The 14,443-nt window shown below is 42.8% G+C and carries 13 protein-coding genes; 7 read left to right on the top strand and 6 right to left on the bottom strand.

Going from position 1 to position 14,443, the window contains the following annotated elements; translation table 11 throughout:
* Window positions 1-165: 165 nt before the first annotated feature.
* A complete protein-coding gene (gene petA, locus V7K62_RS13005; RefSeq protein ID WP_334864517.1) occupies window positions 166-1,167 on the bottom strand; it encodes a cytochrome f in 1,002 nt (333 codons plus the stop codon).
* A gap of 98 nt (window positions 1,168-1,265) precedes the next feature.
* On the bottom strand, window positions 1,266-1,805 hold the full coding sequence (gene petC / locus V7K62_RS13010) for a cytochrome b6-f complex iron-sulfur subunit (protein WP_292774200.1): 540 nt from the start codon (window positions 1,803-1,805) through the stop codon (window positions 1,266-1,268).
* A gap of 229 nt (window positions 1,806-2,034) precedes the next feature.
* On the opposite strand from petC, the gene V7K62_RS13015 reads away from it, so the two are divergent.
* The gene (locus V7K62_RS13015; RefSeq protein WP_334864492.1) at window positions 2,035-2,343 is read left to right on the top strand and encodes a DUF3067 family protein; all 309 of its coding nucleotides are present in this window, start codon (window positions 2,035-2,037) and stop codon (window positions 2,341-2,343) included.
* Window positions 2,344-2,416: 73 nt separating this feature from the next.
* Here V7K62_RS13015 and V7K62_RS13020 read toward each other — a convergent pair whose 3' ends face one another.
* On the bottom strand, window positions 2,417-2,749 hold the full coding sequence (locus V7K62_RS13020) for a tRNA-binding protein (protein ID WP_334864494.1): 333 nt from the start codon (window positions 2,747-2,749) through the stop codon (window positions 2,417-2,419).
* Between the two features lie 45 nt (window positions 2,750-2,794).
* On the bottom strand, window positions 2,795-3,589 hold the full coding sequence (gene tatC, locus V7K62_RS13025) for a twin-arginine translocase subunit TatC (RefSeq protein WP_334864496.1): 795 nt from the start codon (window positions 3,587-3,589) through the stop codon (window positions 2,795-2,797).
* A gap of 142 nt (window positions 3,590-3,731) precedes the next feature.
* On the opposite strand from tatC, the gene V7K62_RS13030 reads away from it, so the two are divergent.
* The 4 genes from V7K62_RS13030 to V7K62_RS13045 all read left to right on the top strand — a co-directional run bounded on the left by V7K62_RS13030 (window position 3,732) and on the right by V7K62_RS13045 (window position 6,757).
* On the top strand, window positions 3,732-3,872 hold the full coding sequence (locus tag V7K62_RS13030; protein ID WP_334864498.1) for a hypothetical protein: 141 nt from the start codon (window positions 3,732-3,734) through the stop codon (window positions 3,870-3,872).
* A gap of 31 nt (window positions 3,873-3,903) precedes the next feature.
* Window positions 3,904-4,134 (top strand): hypothetical protein, encoded by a 231-nt coding sequence (locus tag V7K62_RS13035; protein ID WP_334864500.1) that lies wholly within the window; start codon window positions 3,904-3,906, stop codon window positions 4,132-4,134.
* 43 nt (window positions 4,135-4,177) lie between these two features.
* Entirely contained in the window at window positions 4,178-5,035 is an 858-nt protein-coding gene (locus tag V7K62_RS13040; RefSeq protein ID WP_334864502.1) for an SDR family oxidoreductase, read from the top strand.
* Between the two features lie 477 nt (window positions 5,036-5,512).
* Window positions 5,513-6,757, top strand: coding sequence for a cytochrome P450 (locus tag V7K62_RS13045; protein ID WP_334864504.1), 1,245 nt, complete (start codon window positions 5,513-5,515; stop codon window positions 6,755-6,757).
* Window positions 6,758-6,871: 114 nt separating this feature from the next.
* Here the strand turns inward: V7K62_RS13045 and V7K62_RS13050 are convergent, their stop codons facing one another.
* Window positions 6,872-7,045 carry a hypothetical protein gene (locus V7K62_RS13050; RefSeq protein WP_334864506.1) on the bottom strand — a complete coding sequence of 58 codons (174 nt, stop codon included), beginning with the start codon at window positions 7,043-7,045 and terminating at the stop codon, window positions 6,872-6,874.
* 505 nt (window positions 7,046-7,550) lie between these two features.
* Here V7K62_RS13050 and V7K62_RS13055 point away from each other — a divergent pair.
* Together V7K62_RS13055 and V7K62_RS13060 are read left to right on the top strand one after the other, a co-directional pair.
* Complete coding sequence (locus V7K62_RS13055; protein WP_334864508.1) at window positions 7,551-8,882, top strand: P-loop NTPase fold protein; 1,332 nt, start codon at window positions 7,551-7,553, stop codon at window positions 8,880-8,882.
* The gene (locus tag V7K62_RS13060) at window positions 8,858-14,029 is read left to right on the top strand and encodes an nSTAND1 domain-containing NTPase (RefSeq protein ID WP_334864510.1); all 5,172 of its coding nucleotides are present in this window, start codon (window positions 8,858-8,860) and stop codon (window positions 14,027-14,029) included. Before V7K62_RS13055 ends, V7K62_RS13060 begins: the two co-directional genes overlap by 25 nt.
* On the opposite strand, the gene V7K62_RS13065 is transcribed toward V7K62_RS13060, so the two are convergent.
* Window positions 13,980-14,333, bottom strand: a complete 354-nt coding sequence (locus V7K62_RS13065) for a hypothetical protein (RefSeq protein ID WP_334864511.1) — start codon at window positions 14,331-14,333, stop codon at window positions 13,980-13,982. The genes V7K62_RS13060 and V7K62_RS13065 overlap by 50 nt on opposite strands.
* Window positions 14,334-14,443: the final 110 nt, after the last annotated feature.

Genomic DNA, 14,443 nt, shown 5'->3' on the forward strand with positions numbered 1-14,443 from the left:
TTCTTCCATAAATTCTTTTTGAAAAAGGTGTATTTTGTTTGTTATTTTAAAGCATTTACGTTCAAATACTAGCAGTCAATTCCCAAATTTCCAGGCTTTGTGTAAATAACGTAAAAAAAAGACAGGCAAGATGCCTGTCCTACAAATAATGATTGAACAAAGAATTTAGAAATTCATCTCAGCAGCTTGAACTTTTTCAACCTGCTTCTTCTTCAGCACAAGCATAACTTGAGCCAACATTACAAGAGCGATGAACGCAATCAACCATTTGACTCTAGATGCGTCTTGCAATACGATTTCTGCATCTATTTGACCGAATCCACCAACGTTCGGGTTGCTGGTCAAAGCATCACCAGTTTTAACTGCTTGCCCTTCGGAAACAAGCAAGTCTGGCCCTAAAGGAATCGTGTCAACAACAACATTACCCGATTCCGGTTGGATGTTGACTAGATATTTAACGTTACCGTCTCCATCTTCCTCTTTGGCAATCTTGGTAATTGTGCCAGTAGCAGAAGCGTTATAAACAGCGTTATTGCTCTTTTCGCCTGTGGGATAAACTTGTCCGCGTCCGCGATTAGCACCTACGTGAACTGAATATTTACCGAAGTGGATGTTCTTGTCGGTTGCGGGGTTGGGAGAAAGAATTGGAAAGACGATTTCCTGATACTGTTCACCGGGTAAAGGGCCGACGATGACGACGTTATCTTTGTCTTCGGTGTAGGGTTGGTAGAAAGTGTCGCCAACTTCTTCTTTAAGTTCTTCGGAAAGACGGTCTTCAGGAGCAATCTTAAAGCCTTCGGGTAGCATCAGTACAGCACCGACGTTCAAGCCAACCTTAGAACCATCGGCACCAACTTGCTGGGCGCCCAGATCGTAAGGGATTTTCACCACAGCTTTGAATACAGTGTCAGGTAGAACCGATTGGGGAACTTCCACTTCTGTAACCTTGGCGGCTAGGTGACAGTTGGCACAAACAATTCGCCCTGTTGGTTCGCGGGGGGTTTCAGGATAGGTTTGCTGTGCCCAAAAGGGATAGGCGGCAGCTGATTGGGGAAGGGCTAGATCGCTGGTGAAGTAAAATGTCACAGTAGCGATCGCTATGAGCAATGTTTTGACAATCGCTCTAGCACTGCGAGTTAACCTCGCTGTTATGAAAACATTTCTCATCTCTATAAGGGCGACAATTGAATTAGTCATTAGTCATTGGTCATTAGTCATTAGTCATTAAGCCCTGAACAAAGGACAAATGACTAAGGACAAAATTATTAACCCCACCAAGGTGCATCACCGGTGCGGAAGTCGGTTTCAGTCCAAGGGGTTAGGACGATTTTGTCGTCGTTGACGTTAGTATGGGCTAAAGCCAGAGACAGAGGTGCTGGCCCCCGAACAACTTTACCAGTTTCGTCATACTGGGAACCATGACAAGGACACTTGAATTTGTTCTCAGCAACGTTCCAGGGGACGACACAACCTAAGTGGGTGCAGATGGCGTTAATGCCATAATCTTTGATCGCCTCTTTGCTGTCTACCACAATGTAGGTGGGATCTCCCTTTAGTCCTTGGACTAGGTTGCGATCGCCTGCATTCCGGTTTTCGAGAAATTTAGTGACGCTAACATCGTTACCTAGCTCATCTTTTGCCGTTACACCGCCACCTGCGCCACCTGCTGCTGGTGGAATAAAGTACTTGACAACGGGATACAATGCACCCAGAGCTACTCCAGTGACAGTCCCAAAAGTGAGCAGATTCATGAACTGACGACGCCCCATATCGGGCACGTCTGCTGATTCAGAAAATTGAGCCATAATCTACGCGCTCTTTGTGTATTTTGTTAAGCATTTTGACAAAAGTACTAGTACTTGAGCAACTCTTGTCTAAGTCGAAATGCTAGCGCTCACAACGATGCCATAATTCTTTGTTCCAAGATATAAAAAGCATCTTTTCTGTTAGCATTACATTTCTTTATATCCTTATCATACTGGAGTCACGGAACTTAACATCATAACTAAATGTAAAATCTGATTGAGAAAAGCTATGACAGGACAGGAATTACGTCAGATGTTGCTTGATAAGTGGGGATATTCTTATGATGTCCAGTTCCGGCGGGCACAGGGAAAGATATTTTTGCAAGTAATGTGGAAATATCTAGAGCAAGCTTCTTTTCCCTTGAGCGAGGCGGAGTACCAAGAACATCTCGATAGCATTGCCAATTATCTTCATGCCTTGGGTGGGTCAACACAGGTACAAAGTTTTATTGCTCAAACACGCGATCGCCCCCGGCTCGGCAAAGCTGTCAGTATTCCTCTCGATTTGGGCGATCGCTCTTCGGAATGGATACTATGATCCGCTATTGCTTTGGCATTAAATAAATCTCTGAGTATTTACAGTATTTTTTATCCAAAAATAGCATAACGTGCTAAAGAACTCTTTTGCCCATAGCTACATCTCTATCTGGCTGAATTAATACAACTTCTCCATTGTCTATAACCACTCCCAAGACTAAAACTTCCGAGATAAAATCGGCAATTTGACGGGGAGGGAAGTTAGTAACAGCTAATATTAATCTGTTGATTAATTCCTCTTGCTGATAATTTTTAGTAATTTGGGCACTAGATTTTTTTATGCCCAAATCGCCAAAATCTATCCACAACTTATAAGCTGGTTTTTTAGCTTTAGGAAACTCTTCGACTTTTATTATTTTGCCAACATGAATCTCGATTTTTTCAAAATCACTATAGCTAATAAACATTTGGTCAAAAACTAAGCATGAAAATCTTTTTACCTATTCCAGATGTTATTTACCTGTAAGCTTAACCAGTCCAACACCACCGAAATAAAGCGCTAAAACTGCTCCCGCTAAGAGACTTTGAGTCAGGGGGTCAGTAGAAGGTGTTAGGACGGCTCCTAAAACCACTGCACCCATAATTACGTAACGCCAACCAGAAACCATCTGTTCTGACGAGACAATGTTTAAATTACCGAGCAACAGTTGGATGATGGGAATTTGAAATGCTAAACCAGTGCTGAATAACAGTAGCAGCACAAATTCAAAATATTTATCAATTGACCAAAGTTGTTCGACTACATCTGCTCCGTAGCTAATGAAAAATTTCAAAGCTGCGGGGATAAGGAGTAAATAGGCAAATACTAACCCCGCGCCAAACAGCACACTCGAACCTAAAACCACAGGCCCCAGCAAACGGCGTTCGCGGCGAGTCAGTCCTGGAATCACAAACTGGATAATCTGGTAAAGAATGAAAGGACTAGTAAGTACGAAGCCAGTGTAGGCTGCAACTTTCAGGGAGACAAAGAAATATTCTCCGGGTGCAAGTTGGAGAAATTTTACTCCTTGTGCTGGAACCTCAAGTAACTGGACAATTGGCTTAACGGCAAAGAAACAGCCGATAATGCCCACTGCTACGGCAATCAGCGAATAAAAAATCCGCCGCCGCAACTCTTCTAGGTGGTCGAAAAGGGACATTTCGATTTCACCTGGCAACTCATCAAGAGGATCGGTGTCTGAGTTGCCATATCCTTCTGGGTCGATATTGGGAACGTTTACAGTATCTACGTCTTGTGAAGGCGTCATGAGTCAGCTAGTAGGCAACATTTGTTAACTATTTTATCTGGGGAATGCAGCTACCAAGATATGTTTTTGGGTGCTGTGGGTTTTTTATCCTGTTTTTTGGGCTTGCATCTGCATAAGTTAATAGGAAGCCATCTTGTAGGCAATGCCTAACCTAAAAAAAGGTGGAACCGATAATTTAGAAATCACGTCTTTGCAGCTAGTAGCGTTGCATAAATTCACACAACATCAACATTTAATACTCAGTTTTAAAAATCCGGTTCATCAAGGTGGCATCTATACATAGCGTAATCGGAAATTGTTAGCTGAGGTTGGGTATGAACCGGATAATTTGCATTGTCCTAATGGCATTGCCTGTTTATTTATACAATGTTGAGCTAGGCAATACTTCTAGTAGTGACGTGACAATTGTTAAAAACCAGTTTCCCACAATAGCTGCTCTAATTGCTTACAGTACAAATGCTCCCTCACGCATCTTGCCGTGGCAAATATCGGCTAGAGATGACCAAACCGAAGATTGCCTTCGTGCTGGTACTTGCAAAGATTGATACTAATTCGTAATTGCGGCAGCCCCATCATAAAATAAAATTAATGGTTGTAGAAAATCAACGTACAGTAGTGGTTACAGGAGCCTCAACAGGAATTGGTCAGGCGTGTGCTTTGCTTTTAGACCAATTGGGCTTCTGTGTTTTTGCTGGCGTGCGTCAAGATATTGATGCTCAAACACTTAAACAGAAAGGGTCACAAAGGCTGATTCCGATTTTTTTAGATGTTACTGACGCGGAATCGATCGCAGCTGCGGTTGATCAGGTAACAAATGCAGTCGGTGGTACGGGAATTTTAGGTTTAGTGAATAATGCCGGAATTGCTGTCCCTGGCCCATTAGAATTATTAGCGATCGCCGAATTTCAACACCAGATGCAGGTTAATGTCACTGGACAATTAGCAGTCACACAAGCATTTCTTGGTCTTTTACGCCAAAGTCGGGGTCGAATTATCAATATGGGTTCCATTGCTGGTAGGAGTCCTACGCCGTTTTTGGGTGCTTATAATGCTTCTAAATTTGCCTTGGAAGCACTCACTGATGTGATGCGAATGGAGTTACGACCTTGGGGAATCTCGGTTTCAATTATTGAACCCGGTTCTATTGCTACCCCAATCTGGGAAAAGTCTCTTAGTCAATCTGAAACAGCACAATACGACCTACCACAATCGGCACAAAATCTCTACGGTCAAGCGATGAATATTGTCCGCAAGAAAATGCAGATTCTCGCATCTAAGGGCATTTCTGCGGATATTGTGGCTCAAGTTGTTGTCCAGGCGCTCACTGCCAAACAACCCAAAACACGCTATCTTGTTGGACAAGATGCCAAAATCGGAGCGGTGATAAAGCATATTTTGCCCGATCGCTTGCATGACCGGATAATTTTATACTCAATGGGTTTATAGATTACTTCCTGAGCATTTTCAAGGATTTTTCGCCCTGACTTCAGGGCTAATTCTTCTCCTATTCCCTGCTCCCACCCCGTTGGCGTAACCTCTTTTCTTAACTAACCTGCGGAATGTGGGATCATACCACTCATAGACGCTGAGTGGAGATTTCTCATGCACGCTATAGAGGGGGAAGAAAGGCAACCCTTTCTTCCCCCTCTATAATGATTATCATTATGGAACAAATATTGTTTCTTGATTTTTTTGGGATAATTTATTTTTTGGAAGTCCCAATTAATCCCATACATAGTCTGCATTCTAGCAGCATAAGCCGCCTGAAGTTCTTGCTCTTAATGCCGTTTCCTTTCTCGGTGTTTCTGTGCAAGACCTAGTTACCTCTAATCCCTCAAAAATCAGCTAACGGTTAGTAACTTGTTAAGATGATGTTGACTCATTTTGAGTCAAAGCAAACCATCACTGACCACCATTAGAAGCATGAAGCATCTGTCAGACTACAACTTCTTTGACCCAGAAGTGCTTGTGTGCCCTTATGAATTCTACAAGCTGGCACAGGAGGAAGCACCAATTATGGAGCTACCTAGTCCCAAAACGGGAGCAAAACTCTTTCTTGTTACCCGCTATAACTTAGTGATCGAAATTCTTAAAGATACAAGAGTATTCTCTAGCAATTTCTCTACTTTACTGGCTGGCAAAGAAGAACATGATGATGAGTTGCAGAAAATTTCGGCTCAAGGCTGGCCTCAGATGAACACCCTACTGACGGCAGATCCACCAGAACACGAGCGATTTCGCTCGCTGGTAAATAAGGCATTCACCTCGTCGCGTGTCAATAAAATGCGTGATTTGATTGAGCAGATTGTTGATGAACTTATTGACAGTTTCATTGATCGCAGCAAGTGTGAATTCATCAGTGAGTTTGCCGTACCTTTACCGATCAAAGTTATTGCTCAACAGTTAGGTGTTGAGCAAGTAGATTTGCCGAAATTGAAGCAATGGTCTGATGCTTTTATTGCGCGTTTAGGTCACATACTTTCTAGAGAGCAGGAGATTGAGTGTGCTAAAGATGTTGTCGCTTTCCAGCATTATTTTCGTGATGTCATAGAGTCACGCCAAAAACAGCCTCAAGATGATTTGATCACTGACTTGGTACAGGCAAAAGTGGATGGAGAGCGATCGCTCGACACTGCTGAACTGCTGAGTATAATTCAGCAAATATTAGTGGCAGGAAATGAGACTATCACCAGTGCGCTCGCAGGTGGGATGTTGTTGCTGACAAACAATAAAGAGCAGATGAAGTTGGTACAAACAGATATTTCCCTGTTAGAGAACTTTGTTGAAGAAGTTTTACGAATGGAAAGTCCAACAGCAGGAATGTGGCGAGTTGTGACGCAAGATACAAAACTCGCAGACGTTGATCTCAAAGCTGGGTCTTTAGTGATGCTCCGCTTCGATGCTGCTAACCGCGACTCCATAAAATTTATTGAGGGTGAGCGTTTCGATGTGCGCCGCCATAATGCCAACAACCACCTATCTTTTGGTCATGGTATTCATTTTTGTTTGGGCGCTATGCTTGCTCGTAAGGAAATGCAGATCGCATATCAGCGTTTGCTACTACGGCTGAAAAATATTCGCTTGGCACAAGAAGGATACCAGTACTTACCGAACGTACTCATGCGGACACTGAAGCACCTCTATATTGAGTTCGACAAGGTATCATGATCGCATGGCACTTTCATGAAGGCAGCTATCTCGCCAATGCCTGACTCGCACTCGTGTCAATACTGTTCGGTTAAGGAAAATAGAGGGTAAAAGGAAGAAGAAAGTGTTCGCGGTTTATATAACAATATTTGTGAATTCATCTAAACCACAATTTATAGGGTAAGGCGCTACGACATCTCTTGGCTTTGAGGAATAGCGATCGCAATTCGCCAACAAAGTCGGTATCAACGCATTTGACTGTCGTCTCGTGGGAATATGGGAGCGTCGCTTCGTTTTATTTTGAGGCATTTATTGACCTCCCTACTATCCACATCTGGATTCACAAAATATTAGTGGGATAGGTTCATTAAAGAATTTTTATACTTTAGATGCGTAAGTCCTCTAGATTTTCTTTGGCTGCCAATGGCGACGATCGCAAGACAGTTCAGTTGAACCTTTCCAATTTTTGCGAACTGAAACATTGAGAACCGCTATATATTCAATAGCACTACAAAATTGTACTTAACAGTAACTTTTTTGGAGTTAGATATTTTTCAGATTCATAAGAGGAACTTATTTTATAATAGAGAATTTTCCTATTTGTACTTATAGTAGTATTTCTGCTTACTTAAACCAAATATCAGCATTACTATGTGTTAGATCCAACCTCAGATATGAACAATTATCCGGAATGCTGTTAATTTAGTTAGTAGTTTGATTGAAATGTACTTAAATTAAGGGATAAATTGCCTAAAATCAATATATTTATTCAGCAGATTTTGTCATCCCTATTCCTAAGTGAACTCGATTAGTTATGCTCCTAGATTTAGAAAGATTTTATCAGGCTTGCAATCCAAGCAGACCTCTAATTATAGGAAACGCTAGCGATCGCCGATACTATATCGATTTTGCTGCGGTGCGGGGTGGCAAAATCATTGAAGCTTTGCAGCGGACGATCGCGAGAATATCGCCGGATATACCAACTTGTCAGCTATTTACAGGACATCTCGGTTGTGGAAAATCAACGGAGTTGTTGCGCCTGAAAGCGGAGTTAGAAGTGCAGCAATTTCATGTAGTTTATTTTGAGTCTACCCATGTCTTAGAAATGGCCGATGTGGATGTGACTGATATTTTGTTAGCGATCGCGGGCCAGGTGAGTGAAAGCCTAGAAGCGATGAAAATTAGGTTCAAGCCTAGCTACTTTACCAAGCTATTTGGTGAACTTGTAGATTTTCTGCAAACGCCAATTGAACTTGGAGTAGAAGCAGAGTTGTCTGTAGGGATTGCCAAAATTACAACTAAAGCTAAAGAAAGTCCCCAATTGCGGCGGCGGTTAAGAGATTATCTAGAACCGCGAACAGCAAATATTTTACAGTCAATTAATCAAGAATTGCTAGAACCTGCCAACAAGGAACTGAAAGCCAGGGGTAAAAAAGGACTGGTGGTAATTGTTGATAACTTGGATCGAGTCGCAATTCGACCTTTACCATCGGGGCGATCGCTACCAGAATATTTATTTATTCAGCGCGGCGAACAGTTACGCAAACTGAATTGTCATGTAGTCTACACTATTCCCTTAGCGCTGACTTTTTCCAACGATAGCGCCGAACTTCAGCATCGTTTGGGGGGTGGAGTCGCACCAAAAGTGTTACCGATGATACCTGTACGTCTGCGCTCTGGCGAGATTTTCCCTCAAGGGTTAACAATGTTGCGGCAAATGGTGCTAGCTAGAGCTTTTCCAGACATTTTGGCTAGCGATCGGTTAGGCTTAATTACAGAAGTGTTTGATAGTCTAGAAACCTTAGATCGATTGTGCCTGATTAGTGGTGGTCATGTACGCGACTTACTGGGGTTACTGTTTGACTGTCTGCGAGAACAAGATCCACCCTTTGAGCGGGAATGTGTCGAACTGGTGATCCGAAGACAGCGCGATTACCGAGCTAACGCCATCGACCCCCATGAGTGGGAACTAATCTTTCAGGTGGTGCAACAGCAACGAGTTAGAGGTGATATAGAATACCATACTCTTTTGCGAAGTTTATTTGTATTTGAATATCGCGATCATCAAGGAGCTTGGTTTGCCGTCAACCCAGTTTTAGCAGAGACGGAAAAATTTAAATCATGGTTGAACGACACGCACAAGTAGATATAAAAGCAGCTAATGAGCGGGCTTTACGAAGTTTGGGGAGAGCAATTACCCTTTCTAGCGGTCAGTTTTCCCTGGTTTTGGTGTGCTGCAATTATCGAGTTTTGCAAGAGCGAATGCTGCAACGACTCGAAGAACTCTCTTCCGGAGTACACCACATTCAAAAGGTAGTTCTGCCGCATAATGCCAGAAGTCTTTACGCAAGTATTCATTTACAACTGCTAACCGAAGCTAATCCGCCATCGGCGTTGATGATTTTAGGTTTAGAGTTAGTAGATGGACTCGATGATCTACTGAGGTCTATCAATCATATTCGGGATGAATTTCGCAAACGCCACCCATTTCCGATGATTGTGTGGGTGAATGAGGAAATATTGCAAAAAGTAGTCCGTTTAGCGCCAGATTTTGCTAGTTGGGCGGCTACACCGATTCGGTTTGAAATGACAACTCAATCACTGCTGCAATTTTTGCAACAGGAAACTGACTCTTTATTTGCCACGGTGTTACCAACCGATGCTGCACAACACCAACCTCCTGAAGTTGCAAAGCATTATTCCACTGTCGAGCAAGTCTGGGAACATAGTTATGAACTCCACTTTGCGATTAAAGAGTTGCACAATCGTGGTATTACCTTAGAGCCAGAATTACACGCTAGTTTAGAATTTGTTTTTGGTCTAGATAATTATATTAGCGATCGCATCAATACAGGTTTAAGTCATTTTCAGCAAAGCTTACAGGTTTGGCAAAAGTTAGGGGAAGCAGGGGAAATCAATTCAAAATTCAAAATTCAAAATTCAAAATTGAATAAAAAGACTGAGGGAGATGAGGGGAATGAGGGGGTATTTTCTTTGCCTATGCCTCCTAATCGCCCATCTCCTCTACTTTTGCGACAGGGAATTTTGCTGTTTTATATTGGGCTGTGTTATTGCCGTTTTGCAGAGCAAAATCAAACAGAAAACCGCCGCCATTGGTACACCGCTAAATCTTATTTTCAGCAGTGCTTGAATATCTTGCAGGTGGCTGGGCGTTTAGATATAGTTGCTGGATTTATTAATCAACTCGCGGAGGTTTTGCAATATCTGCAAGAGTGGGAAGAATTGCAGACGGTTGCTCAAAAGTCTCTGGAGTTACATCAAACTTATGGTAGTCAAATCCAATTAGCTTGTGACTACGGTTTTTTGGCGCAAGTGGCTGTGCAGCAGTCGCGATGGGTACAGGCGAGTATCTTAGCACACGTATCACTGCTGAAATTAGGTGAAGCGCAAAAGCAGAACGACCCTTATAACTGCTTATTTCCATTATTATTGGGGCAAATTTACTATTTAGTGTTGGCGAAAGCACAGCGAAATTTAGGTGAGCTAGAAGTCGCGCGTGAATACTTAGATAAGGCGACAAAAGAACTACCAGCAGCTTTAGAAAGCAGTGCCCATCAATATGATGCCCATCGTTATATTCGCTTATTGCGGAGACTGCGATCGCTATATTTTGAAGAAGGGCGATATCTAGAAGCCTATTACATTCGACAGAAACGGCGTTCTGTTGAGCAGCAGTATGGTTTTCGGGCTTTTATCGGTGCCGGACGCTTGCAACCCCAAAGACAGGCGACAAACCCAGCATTAATGTCACCTTCTGGGAGTAGCAGCGTTGCTTTAGAAATTGCGGCTTCTGGTCGAGAGCGTGATATTAATAACTTAATTGGCAGAATTAGCCGCGCCGATCAAAAGTTGACGGTGATTCATGGTCAATCGGGGGTGGGTAAGAGTTCCACCGTAACGGCGGGTTTAGTTCCAGCACTGCAAAATCGAGCCATTGGCGATCAAATAGCCGTGCCTGTGGTACTACAAGTTTATACCGATTGGGCACGAGAATTAGGCAAATCTTTAAGTGAGGCGATGTCTAGTGATGCATCCCTGGCGATTTACGCTGATATGAAGCCAGAAGCAGCCATTGATACGGAAGCTTTAGCTTACTATGCCCAACCGATAACCATCCTGAGAATTTTACAGCAACTAAAAGAAAATGCCGATCACCATTTGATCACAGTTTTAATTTTTGACCAGTTTGAAGAATTTTTCTTTGGTTATAGCGATCGCAATCAAAAGCAAGAGTTTGATAAATTTATTAGCGATTGTCTCAATATACCTTTTGTCAAAGTCATCCTTTCGTTGCGAGAAGATTATTTACATCGTTTATTAGACTTTAAACATCTTTCGGCACTGGAAGCGATTAATAATAATATTCTCGACAAGCATATTCGTTATCAGTTAAATAATTTTTCGCCGGAATATGCCAAAGCAATTATCCGAAAATTGACAGAGCGATCGCAGTTTAATTTAGAACCCGCTTTAATTGATGCCTTGGTTGAAGATTTATCCACAGAATTTGGAGAAGTCCGCCCCATTGAATTGCAAGTTGTGGGAGCGCAAATTCAAGATGAACGAATTACTACACTAGAAGAATATCAGCCATATAGACCGAACAAACTCATCGAACGATATATTAAGGAACTGATCAAAGACTGCGGCCCAGAAAATGAACGAGCCGCGTTACTCGTCTTATATTTATTAACAGATGAAAGCAACAACCGACCTTTTAAAACTCGTGCTGAGTTAGCGGCGCAACTAGCAGAGTTAGAAGATGCTGACAAATTAGAGTTAGTATTAGAAATTTTAGTTAGCTCCGGTTTAGTGGTTATCTTTCCTGATGTGCCAGAACGCTATCAACTGATTCACGATTATTTAGTAGACTTAATTCGCTATCTGCAACAACAAGAATCGAGCTTACAAGTACAACTAAATCAGTTGCGCTACAAAGTAGAACAAAGTAAAGCTGAGATTGAGCGACTCAAGAGCGAACTTAGTCAAAATAAGCAGCGTTCCAAATTGGTCGATCCTCATCCGCAACCGGGATTAGACTTATTAACAGAATTGCGAGAGTTACACAAACGGGAAGAATTAAGTCAGTTAGAAATTGAGCAATTACGAGCTGAACTTAAAGAAAAAGAGTTAACAGCTAAACTTGCAGAAAGTCAAGAGAAACAAAGACTTAGTGAAGCTCAATTAAATCGTTCGCTGAAAATTGCTCTAACGGCTTCCGTTCTCGCCATCTTGGGATTAAGTGTTTCCATAGTGACGGCGGTAGATAGCGAAATTAAAACCCTCAGCGCATCCAGTGAAGCCCTCTTTGCCTCGCAAAAAGGTATTGATGCTTTAAAAGAAGGTTTAAAGGCCGGGAGAAAATTACAACAAACGGTCTGGGTAGATTCCTATACAAAAGAGCAAGTGCAGACGGCACTCTATCAAGCAGTTTCGGGGGTAAGAGAGTATAACCGCCTAGAAGGACATATATCTGGGGTAAATAGTGCTACATTCAGCCTCGATCGCTCTTTAATTGCTTCAGCTAGTGCGGATAATACAATTAAACTCTGGCGTCCCGATGGTAGCTTGGTTAAAACCTTGTCGGGGCATCAGGATGTGGTTAATAGCGTCAGTTTCAGCCCAGATAGTCAAATCATTGCTTCCGCCAGTCAAGACAAGACGATAAAACTTTGGAGTCGAGAAGGTCAATTGCTTGCTACCTTATTAGGGCATCAGGATGTGGTGAATAGTGTTAGTTTCAGCCCAGATGGTCAGGTTATTGCTTCGGCGAGTACAGACAAAACAGTGAAACTGTGGAGTCGCGATGGTAAGCTGCTAAAAACTTTGCTCTTACATAATGGTGCAGTTTTGAGTGTCGCTTGGTCAGCCGATGGTCAAACCCTAGCTTCCGGGAGTGCTGACAAGACGGTGAAACTGTGGAGTCGGGATGGTAAACTGCTCAAAACTTTGCAAGGACATGAGGATGCAGTAAAAAGTGTAGCTTGGTCGCCTGATGGGAAAACAATTGCATCTGCTAGTTTAGACCAGACAATCAAGCTGTGGAATCTGGAGGGGAAGCTACTGCGAACCTTATCGGGGCATAGTGCTGGAGTTACTAGCGTTAGTTTTAGCCGCGATGGTAAGACGATCGCTTCTGCAAGTACCGACGAGACAATTAAACTCTGGAGTTCTGAAGGTGTGCTGCTGGGAACCCTAAAAGGGCATAATAATTGGGTGAATAGCGTCAGTTTCAGCCCAGACGGTCGTACCCTTGCTTCTGCAAGTCGGGACAAAACTATTAAACTCTGGCATTGGGATGATGTGCTGCTGCGAAAGCCCAAAGCCGATAATGATGACTGGGTAACTAGCATCAGTTTTAGCCCAGACGATCGCACCTTAGCAGCAGCGAGTCGAGACAAAACGATAAAACTTTTCAGTCGAGATGGTAAACTACTCCGTATTTTTACGGGGCATCAGGGTCAAGTTTGGGGCGTAAGTTTCAGTCCCGATGGTCAAGTAATTGCTTCGGCTAGTAAAGATAAAACGGTGAAGCTTTGGAGTGGTGACGGTAAACTGCTCAACACCTTACAGGGTCATAATGATACCATCTTGAGTGTAGCTTGGTCGCCTGATGGTCAAGTAATTGCCTCTGCTAGTAAAGATAAAACAGTAAAACTTTGGAGCCGCAACGGTAAACTACTTAACACCTTGCAGGGACATCAGGAAGCGGTGAATTGGCTAAGCTTTAGTCCTGATGGCAAGTTGCTAGCTTCTGCCAGTGATGACAAAACCGTGAAAATCTGGAGTGTAGAGGGTAAATTGCTATACACATTAATTGGTCATAGCCGCCGGGTAAATGGGGTTGCTTGGTCGCCTGATGGTCAAAGCCTTGCCTCAGTGAGTATTGATAGCACGGTGAAGATTTGGAATCGAGACGGTAATTTGCTAAATAATCTCACGGGCGATGGCGATAGTTTTATCAGTGTCAGTTTTAGCCCTGATGGTAAGACTCTGGCAGCTAGCAGTGACGACAAAGTGAGGATTTGGAACCGAGAAGGGACGTTGCTGATTGCTTTGAAAGGCGATAAAGATGAGTTAACCAGCGTCAGTTTCAGCCATGACGGCAAGACTCTGGCTGCGGGTAGTGGCGATGGCACAGTAATTTTCCGAGATTTAGCAGATATCCAACTGGATAAATTACTGGCGCGGGGTTGCGATTTGCTACATGATTATTTGAACACTAACCAGAGGGTAATGAAAAGCGATCGCGCCTTGTGTTCTGGTAGGTGATGGAGATTTTTAATACAGTAGATAATTGGCGCAAGCGATCGCTAACTTCTAAGTTAGACTCTTGCGATCGCAATTCTGGTGGTATCTCTGCCAACAAAAGCGGATTTTCTTGCAACCATTCATTATGGGCAATCCCCGTCCATGTGCCTTGCTTTTCCCTAAAACTATCAATCAAGCCCTTGAGTTCTTGAATGCAGTACGATTCAAAACCTGCTGCTTCAAAAATTGCAGCACGCAAGTATTCTTCAAAAGCATTAATATCATTTTCAACTTCAAATGTTACATCATCTTGGGGAGATATCAATTCCCTGGAAACATCTATCAGTAAACCAAAAAGTTTTTCCCCAAAGAGCGATCGCTAAAAAATTGGTAGTTTATAATACTAGTAAATACGGAATCCTCTAACCAGCAGAC

It is taken from the genome of Nostoc sp., assembly GCF_036917935.1.
GTDB lineage: Bacteria > Cyanobacteriota > Cyanobacteriia > Cyanobacteriales > Nostocaceae > Nostoc.

Excerpts from the sequence above, each read along its gene's own strand:
- petA (WP_334864517.1), bottom strand. The coding sequence starts at position 1,167 with ATGAGAAATGTTTTCATAACAGCGAGGTTAACTCGCAGTGCTAGAGCG.
- V7K62_RS13055 (WP_334864508.1), top strand. The coding sequence starts at position 7,551 with ATGCTCCTAGATTTAGAAAGATTTTATCAGGCTTGCAATCCAAGCAGA.
- V7K62_RS13020 (WP_334864494.1), bottom strand. The coding sequence starts at position 2,749 with ATGTTTATTAGCTATAGTGATTTTGAAAAAATCGAGATTCATGTTGGC.
- V7K62_RS13015 (WP_334864492.1), top strand. The coding sequence starts at position 2,035 with ATGACAGGACAGGAATTACGTCAGATGTTGCTTGATAAGTGGGGATAT.
- V7K62_RS13060 (WP_334864510.1), top strand. The coding sequence starts at position 8,858 with ATGGTTGAACGACACGCACAAGTAGATATAAAAGCAGCTAATGAGCGG.
- petC (WP_292774200.1), bottom strand. The coding sequence starts at position 1,805 with ATGGCTCAATTTTCTGAATCAGCAGACGTGCCCGATATGGGGCGTCGT.
- V7K62_RS13035 (WP_334864500.1), top strand. The coding sequence starts at position 3,904 with ATGAACCGGATAATTTGCATTGTCCTAATGGCATTGCCTGTTTATTTA.
- V7K62_RS13050 (WP_334864506.1), bottom strand. The coding sequence starts at position 7,045 with ATGCCTCAAAATAAAACGAAGCGACGCTCCCATATTCCCACGAGACGA.
- V7K62_RS13030 (WP_334864498.1), top strand. The coding sequence starts at position 3,732 with ATGCCTAACCTAAAAAAAGGTGGAACCGATAATTTAGAAATCACGTCT.
- V7K62_RS13045 (WP_334864504.1), top strand. The coding sequence starts at position 5,513 with ATGAAGCATCTGTCAGACTACAACTTCTTTGACCCAGAAGTGCTTGTG.
- V7K62_RS13040 (WP_334864502.1), top strand. The coding sequence starts at position 4,178 with ATGGTTGTAGAAAATCAACGTACAGTAGTGGTTACAGGAGCCTCAACA.
- tatC (WP_334864496.1), bottom strand. The coding sequence starts at position 3,589 with ATGACGCCTTCACAAGACGTAGATACTGTAAACGTTCCCAATATCGAC.